Source organism: Acetobacter lovaniensis, from assembly GCF_014207635.1.
Classification (GTDB): Bacteria; Pseudomonadota; Alphaproteobacteria; order Acetobacterales; family Acetobacteraceae; genus Acetobacter; species Acetobacter lovaniensis.
On the sequence record NZ_JACHIE010000016.1, the window covers coordinates 16,506 to 35,995 of the forward strand.

Annotated in this window: 11 protein-coding genes and 2 pseudogenes; 4 read left to right on the forward strand and 9 right to left on the reverse strand. The window is 56.7% G+C overall.

Features of this window, described 5'->3' with window-relative positions; translation table 11 throughout:
- Nucleotides 1–101 precede the first annotated feature (101 nt).
- From hypF to HNR55_RS13825, 4 genes are read right to left on the reverse strand one after another with little or no spacing between them, the layout of a single operon-like run.
- A complete protein-coding gene (gene hypF, locus HNR55_RS13810) occupies nt 102–2,411 on the reverse strand; it encodes a carbamoyltransferase HypF (RefSeq protein WP_166116317.1) in 2,310 nt (769 codons plus the stop codon).
- Nucleotides 2,411–3,886: a nickel-dependent hydrogenase large subunit gene (locus HNR55_RS13815; protein ID WP_166116319.1), complete on the reverse strand. Its 1,476-nt coding sequence runs from the start codon at nt 3,884–3,886 to the stop codon at nt 2,411–2,413. Before HNR55_RS13815 ends, hypF begins: the two co-directional genes overlap by 1 nt.
- A gap of 8 nt (nt 3,887–3,894) precedes the next feature.
- Nucleotides 3,895–4,893 (reverse strand): NADH-quinone oxidoreductase subunit B family protein, encoded by a 999-nt coding sequence (locus HNR55_RS13820; RefSeq protein WP_166116321.1) that lies wholly within the window; start codon nt 4,891–4,893, stop codon nt 3,895–3,897.
- A gap of 14 nt (nt 4,894–4,907) precedes the next feature.
- Nucleotides 4,908–6,269 (reverse strand): sensor histidine kinase, encoded by a 1,362-nt coding sequence (locus tag HNR55_RS13825; RefSeq protein WP_166116323.1) that lies wholly within the window; start codon nt 6,267–6,269, stop codon nt 4,908–4,910.
- A 196-nt stretch (nt 6,270–6,465) separates the two neighbouring features.
- Between HNR55_RS13825 and HNR55_RS13830 the strand changes: the two genes are divergently transcribed.
- Together HNR55_RS13830 and HNR55_RS13835 are read left to right on the forward strand one after the other, a co-directional pair.
- Nucleotides 6,466–7,059, forward strand: a complete 594-nt coding sequence (locus HNR55_RS13830) for a YceI family protein (RefSeq protein WP_166116325.1) — start codon at nt 6,466–6,468, stop codon at nt 7,057–7,059.
- 546 nt (nt 7,060–7,605) lie between these two features.
- Nucleotides 7,606–8,562 carry a GGDEF domain-containing protein gene (locus HNR55_RS13835; RefSeq protein WP_166116326.1) on the forward strand — a complete coding sequence of 319 codons (957 nt, stop codon included), beginning with the start codon at nt 7,606–7,608 and terminating at the stop codon, nt 8,560–8,562.
- 377 nt (nt 8,563–8,939) lie between these two features.
- On the opposite strand, the gene HNR55_RS13840 is transcribed toward HNR55_RS13835, so the two are convergent.
- Nucleotides 8,940–11,465 (reverse strand): excinuclease ABC subunit UvrA, encoded by a 2,526-nt coding sequence (locus HNR55_RS13840; protein WP_166116328.1) that lies wholly within the window; start codon nt 11,463–11,465, stop codon nt 8,940–8,942.
- An 11-nt stretch (nt 11,466–11,476) separates the two neighbouring features.
- Nucleotides 11,477–12,277: a deaminated glutathione amidase gene (locus tag HNR55_RS13845; protein WP_166116330.1), complete on the reverse strand. Its 801-nt coding sequence runs from the start codon at nt 12,275–12,277 to the stop codon at nt 11,477–11,479.
- 219 nt (nt 12,278–12,496) lie between these two features.
- Here HNR55_RS13845 and HNR55_RS13850 point away from each other — a divergent pair, with 219 nt between their 5' ends.
- Complete coding sequence (locus tag HNR55_RS13850) at nt 12,497–13,270, forward strand: acid phosphatase (RefSeq protein ID WP_166116332.1); 774 nt, start codon at nt 12,497–12,499, stop codon at nt 13,268–13,270.
- A 140-nt stretch (nt 13,271–13,410) separates the two neighbouring features.
- Here the strand turns inward: HNR55_RS13850 and HNR55_RS13855 are convergent, their stop codons facing one another.
- From HNR55_RS13855 to HNR55_RS13865, 3 genes and pseudogenes are all read right to left on the reverse strand, one after another.
- On the reverse strand, nt 13,411–14,913 hold the full coding sequence (locus tag HNR55_RS13855; protein ID WP_166116358.1) for an aldehyde dehydrogenase family protein: 1,503 nt from the start codon (nt 14,911–14,913) through the stop codon (nt 13,411–13,413).
- A gap of 562 nt (nt 14,914–15,475) precedes the next feature.
- Nucleotides 15,476–17,854 (reverse strand): TonB-dependent siderophore receptor, encoded by a 2,379-nt coding sequence (locus HNR55_RS13860; RefSeq protein WP_253545825.1) that lies wholly within the window; start codon nt 17,852–17,854, stop codon nt 15,476–15,478.
- A 438-nt stretch (nt 17,855–18,292) separates the two neighbouring features.
- Nucleotides 18,293–18,911, reverse strand: a pseudogene (locus HNR55_RS13865) (transposase).
- A gap of 86 nt (nt 18,912–18,997) precedes the next feature.
- Here HNR55_RS13865 and HNR55_RS13870 point away from each other — a divergent pair.
- Nucleotides 18,998–19,315, forward strand: a pseudogene (locus tag HNR55_RS13870) (tyrosine-type recombinase/integrase); the annotation flags it as partial.
- Between the last annotated feature and the right edge of the window lie 175 nt (nt 19,316–19,490).

The following is a 19,490-nucleotide window of genomic DNA, read 5'->3' on the forward strand; positions in this document are numbered from 1 at the left end:
AAAAAAGGCCGGTGGCTCCGGGCCAGACACGCCAATGGACACAGCCCTGCCGACAGAATTGGCAGTCAGCTTTCCACTTTTATCCAGTGTGTTAAAAAATTTCAGACCTGCCTGCGCCGATACGCCGCCACTGCAGCCTGCCCTACAGCCAGCCCCCCATCCCCCGCAGGCACATGCGCAGGCAGGAGCACGCGCAACCCGGCCGCCTGCAAAAGCGGCACCAGCAGGCCCACAAGCACGCCGTTATGCATAACCCCGCCCGCCAGCGCCACCGTGCCCAGCCCCGTACGCCGGGCAAGCTGGTCTGTGGCTTTGGCCAGAATATGGGCCAGCCCGGCATGGAACGCCCAAGCCAGTTCAGGACCGGAAACCCCTTCCGCCAACCTGTGCAGACCAGCGCGCCACATGGGAGCGGGGTCTATTTCCAGCAGGTCTTCACACAGGCGCAAACCAAATTCCAGAGGCGCGCAGGCCCCTTCCGCCCTTTCGGCCAGAGCCTCCAGTTGCATGGCGGCTTCTCCCTCGTAACTCAGACGGGGAGGCGCACTACCCACAAAGGCGGCCATGGCGTCAAACAGGCGTCCGGCGGAACTGGTCAGGGGAGCATTGACCCCCGCGCGCACCATGGAGCGCAGGGCATCTACCGGCCTGTCCTTTAACGCGCAGAGTTGTGCCTGCACTTTGCTGGCCCCCTCCGCCCCCAAAGCGTTATCCAGATGTGCCAAAAGCATGCGCCAGGGTTCGCGCGCGGCTTTTTCTCCCCCCGGCATGGGCACTGTGGCCAAACGGCCCAGACGCGTCATATGGGCATAATCACACACCAGCATTTCGCACCCCCATAAGGTGCCATCCGGCCCATAGCCCGTGCCATCAAGCGCCAGCCCCAGAACAGGCCCCTGCTCCCACCCATTCTCGGCCATGGTGGCGGCAATATGCGCATGGTGGTGCCAGACTGTTTCAAGCAGCCAGCCCTGATCTTCCACCAGTTTTTGCCCTACAGCACGGCTGCGGTAACCGGGGTGGCCATCCACCGCCACAATGGCGGGCGTTTGCCCGAACAGTGCCCTGTAATCTGCCAGAGCTGCCAGCATGGCCTGCTCCGTAGCCAGTTGCGCCATATCCCCCAGATGGTGGGACAGCAGAGCCCGCCCGCCCTGCGTCAGACAGAACGCGGCTTTCAAATCCCCCCCCATAGCCAGAACGGGGGGAGATTTTGCCATAAGAGCCGGTAGCGGCAGTGGCTCGGGCGCCAGCCCCCGCCCCCGGCGCAAAACCCGCGCCTGCCCGGCCAGCACGCGCACCACACTGTCATCCAGCCGCCTGGCAATAGGCCGGTCGTGCATGAGCCATGCATCCGCGATGCCCTGCAAGTTCTCCAGTGCTTCCGCATTATGCACAACCTGCGGCTGCCCCGAACGGTTGGCACTGCTCATGACCAGCGGCTGACCAATTTTTTGCATGAGCACAACATGCAGCGGCGTATAGGGCAGAAGCAGCCCGACCCGCTCCATGCCCGGGGCCACATTGGGCGCAAAAGCCCGCTCCCTGCGCTGGCGGACCAGCACGACGGGGGCGGAGACATCCTCCAGCGCCTGACGCTCCGCAGCACAGAAATGGGCATAAGCTTCCGCCATAGCCATATCCCGCACCATAACCGCAAGTGGACGGGTGGGCCTGCTCTTGCGCTCCCGCAGTGCCGCAATGGCACCTTCCGAACCGGCAAGGCAGGCCAGATGGAACCCCCCGATCCCCTTTATAGCCACCACCTGCCCCGCCAGCAGGCTGCTCACGGCCAGATCAAGTGCCACATCCCCCACAACAGGGTTGCCCCCCTTTGGCCCGGCGACAAACATCAACCGGGGGCCACACACAGGGCAGGCAACGGGCTGGGCATGGAAGCGCCTGTCCTGCGGGTTGGCATATTCGGCCGCACAGGCGGGGCACATGGCAAAGGCCGCCATGGTCGTGCGGGCACGGTCATACGGGATGCCGGTGACAATGGAAAAACGTGGTCCGCAATCTGTGCAGTTTGTAAAAGCATACTGATAGCGGCGGTCTTTTTTATCCGCAATTTCCGCAATGCAGGCGGGGCACACTGCCAGATCCGCCACAATGCCAGCCTGCACCGTACCGGGCTGGCTGGCCTGTATGGTAAAATCCTGCCAGCCTTCGTCCTGCGCTGTGCTGCGGCTGATCGCCACAATACGGGCACGAGGGGGGGGGCTTGCGAGCGCGTCCACCAGTGCCGCCATCCGCTCTGGTGGCCCGGCTACGACAATACGCACGCCATCGCCCCGGTTGCTCACATAACCCCGTAGCCCCAGCTTTTGCGCAAGACGCCAGACAAAAGGCCGAAAACCAACCCCCTGCACCAAGCCTGTTACAAGAATTTCTTCTGCGCACTCGGGCATTAGTGCACGGTGCATGCCATGCACGGGTCAAACGAACGCACAATATGCTGCACGGAGAGCGGGGTCTGCTCCCCCTCTTTTACGGGAGCCCCCCTTAGCGCGTATTCAAGCGGGCCTTCCACCCCGGCGCTGTCTCGCGGCGAAAAGTTCCATGTTGTCGGGGCGATAATCTGATAACGTGAGATCAGCCCTTTTTCCACACAGAGCCAGTGCCCAAGAGCACCACGGGCGGCCTCTGTCATGCCTATGGCGCGCCCATCGGGCACGGTGCCGGGCTGGGCGTGGCACCATGGCGCGCCCGGACGCAGGGCGCGGACCCATTGCTCCATAAGCGGCACAAGCCGTGCAACCTCCACAAGCCGCGCCACCACGCGGGACAGAACATTCCCGCCATGATCGGCCACAAGTGCACGAACCAATGGCTGGCCTGCCATAAGCTGGCGGGCCAGAGCGCCTGTCTCGCACGGCAGCCCCGCCATACGGGGAGCCTTGCACCATGTATAGGATACGTCCTCGCGCATATGGGGTTCGGTTGTGCCTTCAAACGGGGGCAAAGGCTGCGGGGCCTGCGCCATATGGCTGAAGGTGTGATCTTCCCGCACTTCTTGAATATTCAAGGCCCGCACGGCCCCGGATTCAAAAATACCAGAGCACCAGTGGCGTTGTCGGGGATCTGATTCAAAGCCCGGATACGCCCCAAAACTTAAAAACCGATCATAGCTACGCCCACTGTGCTGCAAGGCAAGGTCCCGGGCAATTTGCAAAAACAGCCCAAAATCCGATCCATTCTGTTTATCCCTCCAGTGGCGGAGGTCCTGCGGAGCGGACAGGGCGGCAACATCCTCCAGCCTTGTGCCAAACAGACTTTCTTCCAGCGCGGCGCGTACACCCCCCAGAATACCCAGAAGGCGTGTGCATTCCTGCTTTTCTACCCCGCGGGACAAACCGCCGGGCTGTATGGCCAGCGTGTGCGGCCAGTGCCCTGCCAGAATACCCATGACATGCAGTGCCAGTGCCCGCGTTTGCAAAATACTGCGCACGGCACTCCCGCGTAACGCGGCAAAACGCTCATACGCCCGGGGGTGCCAAGGCTGCCCCTCATAATCCGGGCGAGCAAAATCGGGCATGAAGAACAGATGAAAATGCGTGAGATGATCTGCCAGATTTTCAGTTGCCAAAATCAGATTGGTCGCAAGCTGGCCGTTATGGGTTGGCACCATACCCATGACACCCCCCAATGCCAGCGCCGCCGCATGGGACTGGGAGACAGAACATATGCCACAGATGCGCGGCGCAATGACCAGTGCATCCATGGGGGTGCGGCCTTCCAGCACCCGCTCGATACCCCGGAACAGCGGTGCATTCACCCAGGCCCGCTCCACCTGATGCCCCACCACATCCAGCCGCACTTCCAGATCCCCTTCCACGCGATTGAAAGGACCTGTCACCAGCCGGGTTTTTGTCTGCTCCACCATGCTTGCGTCTACGCCTTCGCCCCCGTACTGCTTGGCGGCACAAGCAGATGCTCACTCACTGCATTGCGGGCCACACGGTCTGGCGTTGCCGCTTTTGCCAGCGTGGAGAGCGCGACAAACCATGCCTTGGGCATATCGGTCGGCAAGCCGACAGGAATACCGGCAATGCGCGGGGTTTGAGTAAAGGGATGACCCGGCTCCTCAAACTCGGGGGCTGTGCAGTTAATGCAGGCATAGCCTCCGCGTGTGCAGGAACCTTCCCCGTTCCATAGGCGGTTATTACAGTCCGCATGGGCCTGCGTGCCAACACATCCCATATATTCCATCATGCAGCCCAACTGGGCGGGCTGGCGCGCACTGGCCTTGTATTCGTAATACTCATTCCGCGTGCAGCCCTGATGCACAAGCTGGTCAGCATACAGGCGGGGGCGACCGACTGCGTCCATATCCTCCGCGTGCAGGTTTTCCTGCGCCAGCAGGGCCAGTGTTTCAATCACCCAGCCCGGATGCGTCGGGCAGCCTGCGATATTCACAACCGGCAAACCGGATTGAGCCCGAAAATCGGCCCCCAGCGCCCCGCCGGGATGAACCCCTTCATACTGCAACCCGCAAGCATCCAGAATATTGGGGGCTGCCGCAGCCATACCACCATAGGCCGAGCAACTGCCCACAGCCACGACATAACGCGCAACTGCGGCCAACTGGCGGACCCATGCCATCATGGGCAGGTCCGTCCCCCCCATCACGTGGTAACGTCCTGTACCCTCCGGTCCGCGCAACACGGCCCCTTCCAGACACAGGGCATCCATGCGCACACGACCTGCCAGAATGTCTGCCAGCAGTGCCTTGACCTCCGTACCGCTTTGCTCAGACAGGCTGGGATGCCACAGAAACTCCACACCCGCGCCGCGCAACTGGGCCACAAGGTCCGGGGTTTCAGCACACAGGAGAGACATGCTGCACCCGCCGCATCCCCCGGACTGAAGCCACAGAACAGTAAAAGCCATAGTCTCCTTACCCTTTATTTTTCCGGCGACACGGCACACTCGCCATCCGGGTCAAAGGCTGGCAGGTCAAACGCCACCACCGCACCGCCGCGTGCTCCGTTGCGCACAGTAAACTGCCCACCATGCTCGGACACGGTGCCATAGCAGATGGCAAGCCCCAGCCCCGTTCCCTTGCCGACAGGCTTGGTTGTAAAAAACGGATCAAAAATATGGTCCGCCACATTAGGGGAGATGCCACTCCCGTTATCTGCAATCTGAACATGCACACGCACGCCATCCCGCTTTGCCGTAACACACAGAACAGGGTGCTGAACATTTTCCATGGCATCCAGCGCATTCTGCACCAGATTCATCACAACCTGCTGCATGCGCCCTGCGTGGCCTTCAACCTCCAGCGGCTCTTCCACATCCATGCGCGTTTCCACAATACGGTCCGCGCTGGCCAGCACCCATTCCAGCCCCGTGCGCACAACGGCGGCCATGTCAAACACCGCGCCAGCACTCCGCCGGTCTGATGAAAAACGGCGCAGGTCAGCTACAATATCGCGCACACGCTCGGCACCTTCCACAATACCGTGCAGCGTCCCCCCCAGTTCTGAGACAACCATATCCACCCGCAACGCCTGCCGCTCACGCGCGAACAGGGATGCGCCGGGCTGGGCATGGATATGCTCCAGATACGCGACCAGCCGGGGAATGAAGCGTTGGAGCGTGTAGGCATTGCCATATACAAACGAGATCGGGTTATTCAGTTCATGCGCCACCCCTGCGACCAGCCGCCCAAGGGACGCCATTTTTTCGGCCTGCACCAACTGCATATGGGCAGCCTTGAGGTTACGGTGCGCCTGATCCAGTTCGGAATAGGCCCGCCTGACCTCACCCAGAGGACGGCCAAGCAGCACAATCCCCGACAGGCGTTGCCGCCGGTCATATAACAGCGTGCCATTGACGGCAAAAGGCAGCGCGCCCGACGTGGTGGAAAACTGGAACTCCCTGTCCTCCAACCCCTGCCGCCGGGTCATGCACCCTGCAACATCCGTGACTTTCAGCCCGGACGAAGGGGCGATCAGGTCCTCCAGCCGCGCACCGACAATGCTTTGCCCTTCCGGCGCAAAAAGTTTTTCCGCAGCAGCATTCGTGCGCACGATACGCAGCGCCGTATCGCACGCGACCAGCACATCGGACATGGAGTCAAACACGCTGGCCATAAAGGCGTGCGCTTCTTCCAGCGCTGCATTTTTGCGCTCCAGCTCCACCTGCTGCCCAATAAGCTGGGCCCAGGTTTCTTCCATTTTGCCTATGACATTCAGCCAGATCTGCTCGCCCTCGGCAGAGGCATTGACAGGCGTGGGCTGTGGGGCCTTTCCGGTCAACATCCAAGGCCCTCCCCTTAACTCATGCATGAACGTGGCGGGGATTATAACACAGGCCCAAGCTCCGCCTACCCACGGAAAACGAATCAAAAAACGGAAACAAAGCATTTATAGGATTGTTATTTATGCGTGCATCTGCGTCCTGCTATTCACATCAGAACACATCTTACCAACCTTACGCTCTGGAGCATTCCCCAGCATGACCCGCACTTCTCTTTTATTTTCAGCGGTGTTTGCCGTCATCACATTCAGCACACACGCCGTCGCATCAGACCAGACCATTACGCAGGCATCCCATATCCAGTCTGGCACCTATGCGGTGGAAGCTGGTCATACCCAGATCGGGTTTTCCGTCCTGCATTTTGGATTCACCAATTACTTTGGTGTCTTCTCCAACGCATCGGGCACACTGGAACTGAATGCGCAATCCCCGGCGTCTTCACGGTTATCCGTGACCATTCCGGTTGCCTCCGTGCAGACAACCAGCACCCAGTTGACCGATGAACTCAAAAGCCCGCAATGGTTCGATGCCGCTAAGTTCCCGGATGCGACCTTCGTTTCGACCAGCGTTCAAATGGTCGACCAGAACAATGCAACAATCCACGGCAAGCTGAGCCTGCACGGCGTTACAAAGCCGATCACCCTGCATGCGCATTTTGTGGGAGCTGGCGTTAACCCGATAGACAAAAAATATACGACCGGGTTTGACGCCACAAGCACCTTCAACCGTAGCGACTTTGGTATAAAAACCTACGTCCCTTACGTAAGTGATGCAGTAACCCTGCGCATTTGAAAAGCAGAATTAGCAGCCCCCTCCAACGCACCACAGGGATGCCCTGCTTTTTTGGAACATCGTGGCGGCTATATGGCGGTATGGCTGCCACGACCCAGCCGCAGGGCATAATACTCCCGAGCCAAAAACTGCTAAATAATTCCGATCCATAAAATAAATAAGTATATACGCCGCAAACAAATCAATTTATAGCCCAATAACATTAAAAGATAATTCATTTAAAATGCGGAAAAATACGAATATTTATCATTCCTTTTATAACATATTCTGACTGCCATATTTCCTTTCATTCTACTCCGGAATCTGGCATAAGCCACATATATCAGCGATACGCCAAGCGTGGATAATACTGAGTGATTGATATATGTCATTACCTGTGCTGTATTGAGGATCGAATCATGGTCAGGTAACGCTAGGGCATTATGGTCACAGCCTGAACAGGCTTTTTAACTCCATACGCCCGCTTTGGCTGAATTTTCATCTGAACGCCCTGTTTATTAAGGCACCAGATCAGCCCGGCACTGCTGCACAGGATAATTCTCGTCTATGAACACCGCCTCCCTGCCTGGTCAGATTGATTTTTCCACCCTTCCTGACCTGACGACTCTGGGGCAAACACTTTTCGAGAAAGCGCCAATCGGGACGGTCGTTGTGCGTTTGTCCGACAGCCAGATTATTCTACGCAATCCAGCTTTTCGCCATATCGCGGACGACAGAATTACCTCCATGTCCGCACTGATCGACACCTGTTGCGTTGACCCCAAGCAACAGGAGCAGCTCCGCGCTCAGGTCCGGCAGGCCAAAAGTCGGGCCGACTGTGAAGAAACCAGCGAACTGCCAGAACTGGTGCTGGACCTGAAAGGAGCGGATGGCAGAATACGCATTGTGCAGCACTATGCGCTCTTCTTCCATAAACAGGACATCGCTATTGGTATTTTTCGTGATATTTCGGACATCAAGCGTAAATATCGCGCACTCCAGAGAGATGCCTTCACTGATGAACTGACCGGCGTTGGCAACAGGCGCGGCCTGATGGAACGCTGGAATGAGGAAATAGAGGACGACCCTGCCCAGACCATAGGCTTCCTCATGATCGATCTGGACCAGTTCAAACCGATCAATGACACGTACGGGCATGCCACCGGGGATAACGTATTGCGGAGTCTGGCCCGCAGGCTGCGCAAAAGTGTGCGCAAAAGTGACTATGTGGTCCGTCTGGGCGGAGATGAGTTTGGCATTCTGCTCCCTGATATTGAGAGTAGAATCATGCTGGACACAGTCAGTAACAAACTGCTGGCTGTTTTGCGCCGTCCCGTGGTGGTCGACACTCTCCGGCTTTCCCTCTCGGGTAGCATTGGCGGGGGACTTTACCCCGAAGATGGCAAGGATCTGGCGGCCATTATGGTCCATGCCGACCATTCCATGTACAGCACCAAAAAGAACTTTCCTGCCAAAAAACGTTTCCCGAACGAACCTGCCGCCGTCAAGATACCCCCTCCGTAAGGGTATCCCAGCTCCTGCCTGTCACCGCTCAGACCGAACACCTGTACGCTTAACCCGCCTTGCCGCCCGGCGAGGCTGGCGCGGCACTCTGTGCCCGATTGTTTTATATCGTATGGCCTGCGGGATGCGGCCCGCATGGAAACACTGAAATGCAGGAAAATGCGACCAGCATATCAGCACAACCTGCTACGTTAAGAACACTTCCCGACTACTCGTTCACCCGAATGGCACAGACCCGGATCAGACCGGACATACCGGACAGCATAATGGCGGAAGAGCCAATGCTTACGGGCTGACAGCCGCAACAGGCCCCACCCCAACAAGATGCCTCCATACACCAGCCGTACAACCAGACATCCATCCGGCCCAACAGGACGCTACGCGGTATACCGCGCCAAAAACGGCGCAGTCACGCTCCCTGACATGTGTGCAACATCATACGGCATACCCTGCGCCACAATGCGCCCTCCCCTACCGCCAGCCCCCGGCCCCATATCAATGACCCAGTCGCTCCGGGCCACAAGGCGCATATCGTGCTCGGCAACCAGAACGGTATTGTCGCCGTCCACCAGATCACGCAGGTGCTCCATCAACCTGTCTGCATCAAACGGGTGCAGGCCGGTTGTTGGTTCGTCCAGCACATAAAGCGTGTGGCCGCGCCGCTGTTTCTGCAACTCCGTCGCCAGCTTGATCCGCTGCGCCTCCCCGCCGGAAAGTTCGGTTGCAGGCTGCCCCAGAGTGAGGTGCCCCAGACCGCCGCGTTGCAATGTGGCCAGAATCTGCGCCGGGCCAGCATCTGCGGCCAGAAACTGGCAGGCTTCATCGACCGTCATGGTCAGGAGGTCCGCAATGGAACGGCCACGGTAGGTGACCTCAAGCACCTGCGGTTTGTAACGCGCTCCATGGCATGTGGGGCATGGCGCGTACACACTGGGCAGGAACAGAAGTTCCACCATGGTCGCTCCGGCCCCTTCACAGGTCGGGCAGCGGCCCTTGGGCAGGTTGAACGAGAAGTACCCTGCATCGTACCCCCGCTTTTGCGCCAGTTCCGTTCTGGCATAGAGTTTACGGATCATGTCAAACAGACCCGTATAGGTCGCAAGATTGGAGCGGGGCGTGCGCCCTATGGGTTTCTGGTCAATGACCACCAGACGCTTGATATGCTCCAGACCCTCCACAATCCGGCCCTGCGGTTCTCCCATGGGATGAGAAGCCACAATGAGGTCTTCATCTTCCTCCTCCACAACCACCGGAGTTTGCCCCAGCGCACGGGCGACAATGCTGGTCAGCACCTGACTGACCAGAGAGGATTTACCCGAACCCGACACCCCCGTAACCGCAACCAGCATGCCAAGAGGAAAAGACGCCGAAAGATTGTCCAGATTGTTCCATGTTATCCCGTCCAGCCGCAGCCATGCCTGCGGCGTTCTAGGCGTGTGGGCTGTTCTGGCCTGGGGGGCAAACACATAATGCCGGGTGTGGGAGGCAGCACTATCTTCCAGCCCGGCAAGGGGGCCGGAATACAGTATCTCTCCCCCCCGTGTGCCCGCCTGCGGCCCCACATCCACCACCCATTGCGCATGGCGGATAATATCCAGATTATGCTCGACCAGAAAAAGCGAGTTCCCTGCGCGGCGCAAGCGCTCCAGTGCGGCAAGCAGGGCCTGTGTGTCCGCCGGATGTAACCCGGCTGATGGCTCGTCCAGTACATAGACCACGCCAAACAGGTTGGAATGAATCTGCGTGCCAAGTCGCAGGCGCTGGTATTCACCGGGTGAGAGGGTCTGCACGCCCCGGTCCATCTGCAGGTAGCCAAGCCCCAGTTCTTCGAGCACACCAATCCGGGCGGCCATGTCCTCCACGATCCGCTCCGCGGCAATGGCCGTTGCGTCTGACGCAGGCTTTGCGCCAATGCTCGCGCGGAGCGTTGCGGCTATTGTTTCCAGCGGCAGGGCAGTCATGGCGGCTATTGTGTGCCCGCCAAATGTGACACGCAGGGCATCGGCATTAAGCCGCTGGCCGTGGCAGGCCGGGCAAAGCGTGGTGGTCATGAACGCCTCAACCCGGCGGCGCATCATGGCACTTTGCGACTTGGCAAATGTTTGCAGAACATAACGCCGCGCACCCGTAAATGTGCCTTGGTACGCTGGCTCCACACCCTGCGCCATGGCCTGCGCCACCTGCGCGTGGGTCAGGCCGGGGTAGACCGGGTGTGTTGGGGTCTCATCGGTAAAAAGTATCCACTCGCGCGTTTTTTTGGGCAAGTCACGCCAGGGAATATCAACATCAACGCCTCTGGTGATCAGAATGTCCCGCAGGTTCTGCCCCTGCCATGCACTGGGCCATGATGCCACGGCCCGCTCACGGAGTGTGCGTGATGGGTCTGGCACCATGCTCTCCTCCGTCACATCATGAATATGGCCCAGCCCGTGACAGCGTTTGCAGGCACCCATGGGCGTATTGGGGGAAAAGGATTCCGCCTCCAGCCGAGCCAACCCCGGAGGATAATCCCCCGCACGCGAGTACAGCATGCGCAGCAGGTTGGAGAGTGTTGTAATACTGCCCACGGACGAACGGCCCGAACTCCCTCCCCGCTGTTGCTGGAGAGCGATGGCTGGGGGAAGCCCGTCCACCCCATCCACATCGGGAACAGGCATCTGCTGGAACAGTCGCCGGGCATAGGGCGAGACGGATTCCAGATAACGGCGCTGGGCCTCGGCATACAACGTGCCAAATGCCAGCGAGGACTTGCCCGACCCTGAAAGCCCCGTAAACACCACCAGACTGTCACGCGGGATGCTCAGGCTAACATTTTTCAGGTTATGTTCACGCGCACCCCGCACATGCACAAAACCATCATCTGCCTCCCGGCCTGTCTCTTCCGCTGGGCATCTGCCGTGCATCGGGAGTTCTCTTACTCCTGTGACGCCCTGATCTCCGGGTCCTTGAAGCGGCGGTTGGCCAGCACTGGCAGAACCTCACGGGTTGCACGAATACGCTCCTTGTCCACATCGGCAAAAAGCAGGTCCGGGCCACTCCCCGCGCGGGCCACGGCAACCCCCATGGGGTCCACCAGCATACTGCACCCTATATTGCGAGGACCGCACTCGCCCACGGCGGCCACGTAGCAGGTGTTCTCCAGCGCACGGGCCGTTACCATAACCTCCCAGTGCCATTCCTTGCCGGGACCGCGCACCCATGCGGCTGGTACGCTCAGCAGGTCCGCGCCACGCACCACAAGGGAGCGCGCGACTTCAGGAAAGCGCACATCATAACAGGTCATCAGCCCCACATGTATATCCCCCACCCGCACAATGGGGGGAAGTTCCGTGCCGGGCAGATAGTCGTTTGATTCCTTCATGTTAAAGGCATCATACAAATGCAGCTTGCGGTAACAGGCTACCAGACCGGTCGCATTGAGCACGATCTGGCAGTTATGGGTCAGCGCTGGTGTAGCGGGGGTGGCAATGCAGCAGATGACACTCAACGCCTTGCCTGCCAGCGCGTTAACCAGACCGCTGACAAATGGCCCATCCAGCATTTGCGCAGTGCGTACGGTAATGCCGGGGTCGTGCATATCTGCCGCAATAATGCTCTCCGGTAGGATAAGCAGCCCCGCTCCCTCCGCGTCGGCCCGCTCGATCAGGGATACGCACTGGTCAAGATTGACACGCCATTCCGGTGCAACGGCAAACTGTCCCAGAGCGATTTTCATCCAAGGAATCCTTACGGGCCAAACCAGCAGGCTGACGCTGGCAGGCACACCAACACATCAGATTGAGCGAAAGCATAACCGATCAGGCGTAAAATCAAAGCCCCTGCGCCCGATACCCTGACCATCCCGATCCATTGCTTATCATTAAATTATCACACTTTGCCACACAAGGCTGGTGTATTGAGGCCACCTCTGTCTATGCCAACCATAAGGCCTTCCATGCGTCTGCGTGTTCTTACTCTTTGCGCCATAACAGCCTGCACGGTCATACACGGGTTGTCACAAACGGCGGGGGCACAACCTACCCTGCTCCCGGATGGACGGACCGTGCTCCCTCCGCCACCCGCCGCAGGTTCGCTCGCGCAGGAAGCCGACAGGCAGGCGTTTGAAAACACACGCGCACTCAGAGGCAGCCAGCGCTGGCAACTGGCCCACGATGATGCGGACCTGACCCCACAACACATCATACGTGATTTTTCCTGCGCCGCAGGCTTTGCACTTATCCCCGACAGGCTGCCAGCCCTGCTCAGCCTGCTGAACTCACTGGCCGAACCGCTGGAACAGCGTGTTACGGAAGAAAAGAACTTCTGGCACAGGACACGGCCTTTTGTTGGCACCACTCAGGAGATCTGCACCCCTGACGCACGCGCAAAACTGACAGACAGCTTTGCCTATCCCTCCGGCCATACAACCTGGGGATGGATGACTGCCTCCATTCTGGCCAGCGCCCTGCCCGACCGCGCCAGCCAGATCATGCAGCGTGGTCGGGTTTTTGGGGAAAGTCGCATTGTTTGCGGCGTACACTGGAAAAGCGATGTGCAGGCAGGTTACATAAACGGCAGCACCATGTTTGCTACATTGCAGGCACAGCCCTGGTTTACAGAACAGATGGCCGCGGTACGTCACGAGCTGGAAAACTTGCAAGCCCATCCCAGCGCCCCCGATGCGACAACATGCGCCATAGAGCGTGAAGCCGCTACAAACACATACTAATCCATAGGTACACCCGGGCAGAGGGCTGAACAGGGGTCGTCACAAGACTGGCTCCCCCTGCCGCCAGCAGGCCGCCCGAGCCATTTGAGCCGGGTCAGGCGCTGCCTTGCGCTGTTTTTACCAGCGATAATCACCCGTGATTAAAACAGGCCGAGTTTATTCTCGCTGTAACTGACCAACATGTTTTTTGTCTGCTGGTAATGTTCCAGAACCATTTTGTGGGTTTCGCGCCCAATGCCAGATTTTTTATATCCGCCAAAAGCTGCATGTGCGGGATAAGCGTGGTAGCAGTTTACCCACACACGCCCGGCCTGCAAACCGCGCGCCACGCGGTAGCACGTATTGGCATTGCGTGACCATACGCCAGAACCAAGCCCAAAAGGCGTGTCATTGGCAATGGCAAGCGCTTCCTCCTCGGTGGTGAATGTTGTAACCGCAAGCACCGGACCAAAAACTTCTTCCTGAAAAATACGCATCCTGTTATGCCCCCGGAACACGGTAGGCTGCACGTAACACCCATTGTTAAGGTCCGTGCCAAGATCTGGTCTGCCACCACCGGTCAGCAGTTGCGCACCTTCGTCCAGACCTATGGCGATATAGTCCAGAATTTTCTGCTGCTGCATGGTGGAGTTCTGCGCCCCCATCATGGTTTGCGGGTCCAGCGGATTTCCCTGTAAAATGGCCTGAACACGCGGCAAGGCCCGCGCGATAAAGCGGTCGTAAATGGATTCATGCACCAACGCACGGCTTGGGCACGAACAGATCTGCCCCTGATTAAGGGCAAACATGGCAAAGCCTTCCAACGCTTTGTCCAGATATTCATCATCATGCTCCATCACATCCGCAAAAAAGATGTTCGGAGACTTCCCCCCAAGCTCCAGCGTAGCCGGGATAAGGTTTTCCGCTGCCGCGTGGGCAATCATTTTTCCCGTTGGTGTGGAACCGGTAAAAGCGATCTTTGCAATCCGTGTGCTGTTGGACAAAGCCGCACCCACATCCCGCCCAAGGCCGTTCACAATATTCAGCGCGCCGGGGGGGAAGAGATCACCAATCAGTTCCATCAATAGCAGCATGCTGGCAGGCGTTGTTTCCGCAGGCTTCATCACCACGCAATTCCCGGCCGCCAGAGCCGGGGCCAACTTCCATGCCCCCATAAGAATGGGAAAGTTCCATGGAATAATCTGCCCCACAACACCCAAAGGCTCATGGAAATGATAGGCGATGGTTGTATCGGTAATTTCGCTCAGCGTCCCTTCCTGAGCACGCAGGCATCCGGCAAAATAGCGGAAATGATCTATCGCCAGAGGAATATCCGCCGTTAATGTCTCGCGGATTGGTTTGCCATTATCCCATGTCTCGGCTCGGGCCAGCAGGTCAAGATTGGCTTCCATCCTGTCCGCCGCCCTGAGCAACACCAGAGCGCGCTCGGCTGGAGAAGTATGCGACCAGACAGGAAAAGCAGCATGTGCGGCATCCAGTGCCAGATCAATATCTTCGGCGCTGGATTGCGGGACAGTACATAGAACACGCCCATCCACTGGAGACGTATTCTGCATATAACTTCCCTTGATGGGAGCTTTCCATTGGCCGCCAATGTAGTTCTCGTAACGTGGTTTAAATGGCGGTTCCTGATGAATGTTCATGCGATGCTCCAGCATATAAAAAATACCCGGCTCCCAACCGCCTCCAGCCAGAATACAGTCGCGGGACAGGGCCTTGATGAAGAGACGCAAGTTTTGCGCCACCAAAACGGACCAATACAGTCCATATTTCAGCAGGGCTTACCGGAGCATACTGAATAAAAATGAACAACTCATTTTAAAAGTAGCTCCACGCATCTGGATAGACATCCAACAGAAACAGACAAAACCAAAAAAAACCTACTTATTTTTAGAAACAAATATGTGATTCCATGCGTTGGATATGATTCTGCGAGAACAGGCTACCTGTCAGTTGTTCCCGTTTTCGTCGGCACTACGGTATAGGGCTTATTCCAGAAGGACTTCACGGTTAAGTGAGCACAAAAGACACAATGCGCGCACGATCGGGTGGCCCGGTAAGCACCAGCTTTACCGACACGGACATGAAGACTGGCGCAGGGGAAGAAAAGACCTGTCACCTCTCCCCACCACCCCATTCTCAGGTCATGAATCTGCTCTCAGGGTCACTGATCGCCGATCTACGTTTAAGCCTGTCTCGGCAAATTCAATAATGGCCACGCAAAGTAAAGCTGAACGTCCGGGGTTCACCGTAAATCATGCCATCATAAAACCCTGCCTGCCGGACATAGGTGCGATTGGTCAGATTCGTGATGTTTCCCGCGATATCCAGCCAGTTCGCAGCCCTGTAGCGCGCCATGATATTGATAAGCGTGTAGCCTTTAACCCGAAGGTTGGAGGCATCATACCTGCCACCCCCCAGAGGACGGCCCGGATTAGTGGTCCACTCCGTACTGGACTGGCTGGATATGCCCCCGCCAACGGTAAGGTGGTGCAACTTGCCGGGGAACGTGTAGCTCGTTGTCAAACGCACAAGATGATGTGGGTCCTGACGGTAGCTCAAGCCTTTTTCGTAAAGATAGCTGTATCCAAAAAAGACATTCCAGCCGGGCAGCAGTTCACCCGAGGCATCCAGATCAATCCCTTCCGTTTTGACACCATTGACTGAGTCGTAAATAGCCTCACCAGTACTGACGTTTGTCGCGCCAGTTGCCTGAGCCACGTTGCTCTGACGGTTGAGATAAAAAGCCAATGATGTATTCAGGCGTTGTCTGAAGAATGACCCTTTCACACCGGTTTCATAACTCTTGCCCACAACTGGGTTAAGAGGTTTGTTACTGGCGTCTCTCAGGTTCGACTGAGGCGTAAAGACGTTTGTATAGCTTCCGTAAATCGACATGGTTTTGGTAAAGTCATAGACCATACCGGCATAAGGTGTCAGCACTGCGTTCTGCTGACCAGTGCTGGAAGAGCCCGAATACTGGTTCGTCTTGCCATAAGTGCCCGTATAAGCCTGATAACTGCTCATACGACCACCCAGAATGAGCGACAAACCTTTGGCCAACACAAAACGACCGGATGTATAGGCACCATAATTGCGCGTCACATCAACCTCACGCGCATGGGTGCGATACGTTACAAAATTAGGATAAGACCCATCCCATGTCTGCCAGTTTGCAATGGGCAGTCCGGTCGCACGATACTGGCACCCGGAATAGGGCGTAACCCCGGCAATGGAGCAGTTCCCCAAGGTATTACTGAACGTGTATTGCGTCAGTTCATCATTATAACCGTTAAAGCCAAATACAAGCTGATGCTCATGACCGAGAAAATGCACAGGGCCAGACACATGAACATCGGCATTGTCACGTGCATCTTCATACTCGGCATGCAGAGCATTCAGATAAGCCCCTGTGCCATCCTGATTCCAGAAACCACCATAGGTTTTCCGGGTTGCATTGTTGATTTTTGCGACACCAAGATTGTTATAGGAACTTCCCTGAGTGCGCATATAGCCAGCCTTCAGGTGCCAGCCTGCTGAAAAATCATGATCGTAGTTGATAAACGCGGTATACTGGTCACGGGTCGCTTGGCTCCAGTCGGCAGCCGGGTTCGTGCTGCGAGAAAGATTTGTATTTGTTCCATCTGCATACCAGATTGGAACATTCGTCCCCCAGGATGCACCATCATTCCGGGTTTTTTCATACTGGAAGCCAAAATCGAGGGTATCACGCGAGGATATGTCAGCCGTAAAGTTTGCAAGCGCGCCAATACGGTTAACATGTTCACGCACCCGAAACGTATCCGTATCGTCCCATGAAAAGACGTACCGGCTACGGATTGTGCCCGTATGGTTCAGTGGCGCATTCAGGTCCGCCATAACACGATGCTCGTTCCAGTTCCCCAGCCTTAACAGACCATTGGCTGAAAATTCGCGCTGTGGCGCCTTACGCTGCAAATAAATTGTTGCGGACGGGTCCCCCGTCCCGCCAAGCAGACCGTTAGCACCACGAACAATCTGTACATTGTCATACAGATCCATGTTCATGGATGAACCAACGCCACCAAAACTGGTGGAGGCATCAATCTGCATGCCATCAATCTTGTAATTGGTAATATCAAAACCACGAGCGCGATACGTTGTGCGCCCGGCGTTGTCATTCGCGTAAGATGTAACACCCGGCGTGGTGGTCAGAACATCGTCAAGAGTATTGATCTGCTGGTCATCCATAACCTGCCGGGTCATGACCGTAACAGTCTGCGGTGTTTCCCTCAGACTTAACGGCAAACCGGTTGATGCACTGGTTTCCGGCGCTGTATAGCTTCCACGGTCCCACCTGCGGGCTTTAACCAGAATGCTTTCGTTTGTCCTGGATACGACATTGACGATGGTCTTCTGGTTTTTTTCTGTCTTTACCGTTGCCGCTTTACGATCATCCGCGCGTTTTTCCACCACTTCTTCAGAAGGGATGCTGGTGTTATATGCCGTATCTGCCGCCTGCGCCGACAACGCGCCCCCTAAAGAGAGGACTGTCGAGGCCAAAAGACCAGTCACACGAAAAGATGTTACGGGATGGAGTTTCACATCAATGTCCTACCAGCAAAGTAATTGCGAGTCATTATCATGCGCAACGCATCTAGCAGACACGCACCATCCCCCAAAGGCTCAAAATATTAAAAATTTTTTATCTTTCTTGTATCGGTTGGAAAATTGAAATAATTCCAGCCTCATACTGGTCTCAGAGAATGAGATTTCTTTACCCAGACAGAAATATCCCTCGACCTGGAGCAGGAAAGACAAATATCTCTGCGATGAGAACCTTAGGGTATCATTCTATACTCTATGCCACTTCGTATTTCTGGATCAGGTTAGCACCACCGCGTGACAATCCAGAAGACCACTGCTCCAAACACAGGGCAAAATCATAACGATAAACTGTCCCCGCCCCCATCGCTAAACCTGAAATCAGCGGAATACCCTTTCCATCAACGCGTAATCCCCCCTTTTTAGAGCATGTCTACTTTATTCTGGCTCATATCCAGCGGCTGTAAAAAAGTTGGCGCATTCGTCAGGAGTGAAAGCATCCAGGACTGATCCGGCGGCGTCCCATAAGGTTGTGACGGTTCTTACTGCTTTGGCGCGCAAAAGAGCCTTGAGTTTGGCGAACGCCATTTCGATCGGGTTGAAATCGGGACTATAGGGAAGCAGGAACATCATCTGTGCCCCCGCCCGTTCGATGGCCTTTCGCGCTCCTGACCCCTTATGAGCGGGCAGATTGTCCAGCACGACGATATCGCCCAGGCTCAGCGTCGGCACGAGAACATGCTCTACATAGACCTGAAAAATCTCGCTGGTCATGGCGCCATCATGCACGGAGGGTGCGATCTTTTTTGAATGTCCACCCACGCTGCCGCAGCCATCGGCTGAGCATGCTGTGCCGATCCCGACGGACTGCTCATCCTTCAGGCGCGCCACCATCTCGTTGAGCGTGATATCTTTCTGCGCTTCGATCATGCCGAAGCCACCGGATCGCTGTCGAAATCCCGATCCCGAAACGCTTCGCCAATGAACGCGCTGACCCGCCCGCTGCTCCGGCTTCCAGAACGCACACCCGAAGATCGTCACTCAATGTTCGCGCCATCACCATCTCCATCAATGGAAACGGTGAATCACAATCCATGCCCCATGTCACCCTACACGATTCATAGTTCAGTGGATGCGCTCTAGCTTATTCCCGGCTTGAAGACTTCAAAGCAAGGTGTGAGGGGCACAAACTTTGGCAGAGCCTTCTTGTTGCTTAAAACCCGGATTGGCCTACCAGCAGAAATTACATTTCATTCGTTCCGGCACACCGTATCGACCCAACTCAGAAACGCAGATGCCAATATTCGGAAGGTCTGGATTGACCGCCTGCTGGGTCATGAAGCCAGCCATACAAGTCAGGGCACAACTACTTACCTGACTGGCATTTCAACAGCCAATCTCAGGCAGACGGTGGAGGCCATAAGCTACCCGGAAATAGCCTTCAAAAAGATACCGTTTTAAAAGGAAGCCAGCGGTGCTGAATGGCTACCCATTCAGAATCTGGCAAGGGGGAATATCTTCCCCCGTTGACCCAAAATAAAAGCAGTTTTCTGCTTTTATTTCTCTCCCTTGCAAAGACGGACATAGCTGACGAAAGGCTCGATTTTCATCCCTCCACATTACAGGGTCATAGAGA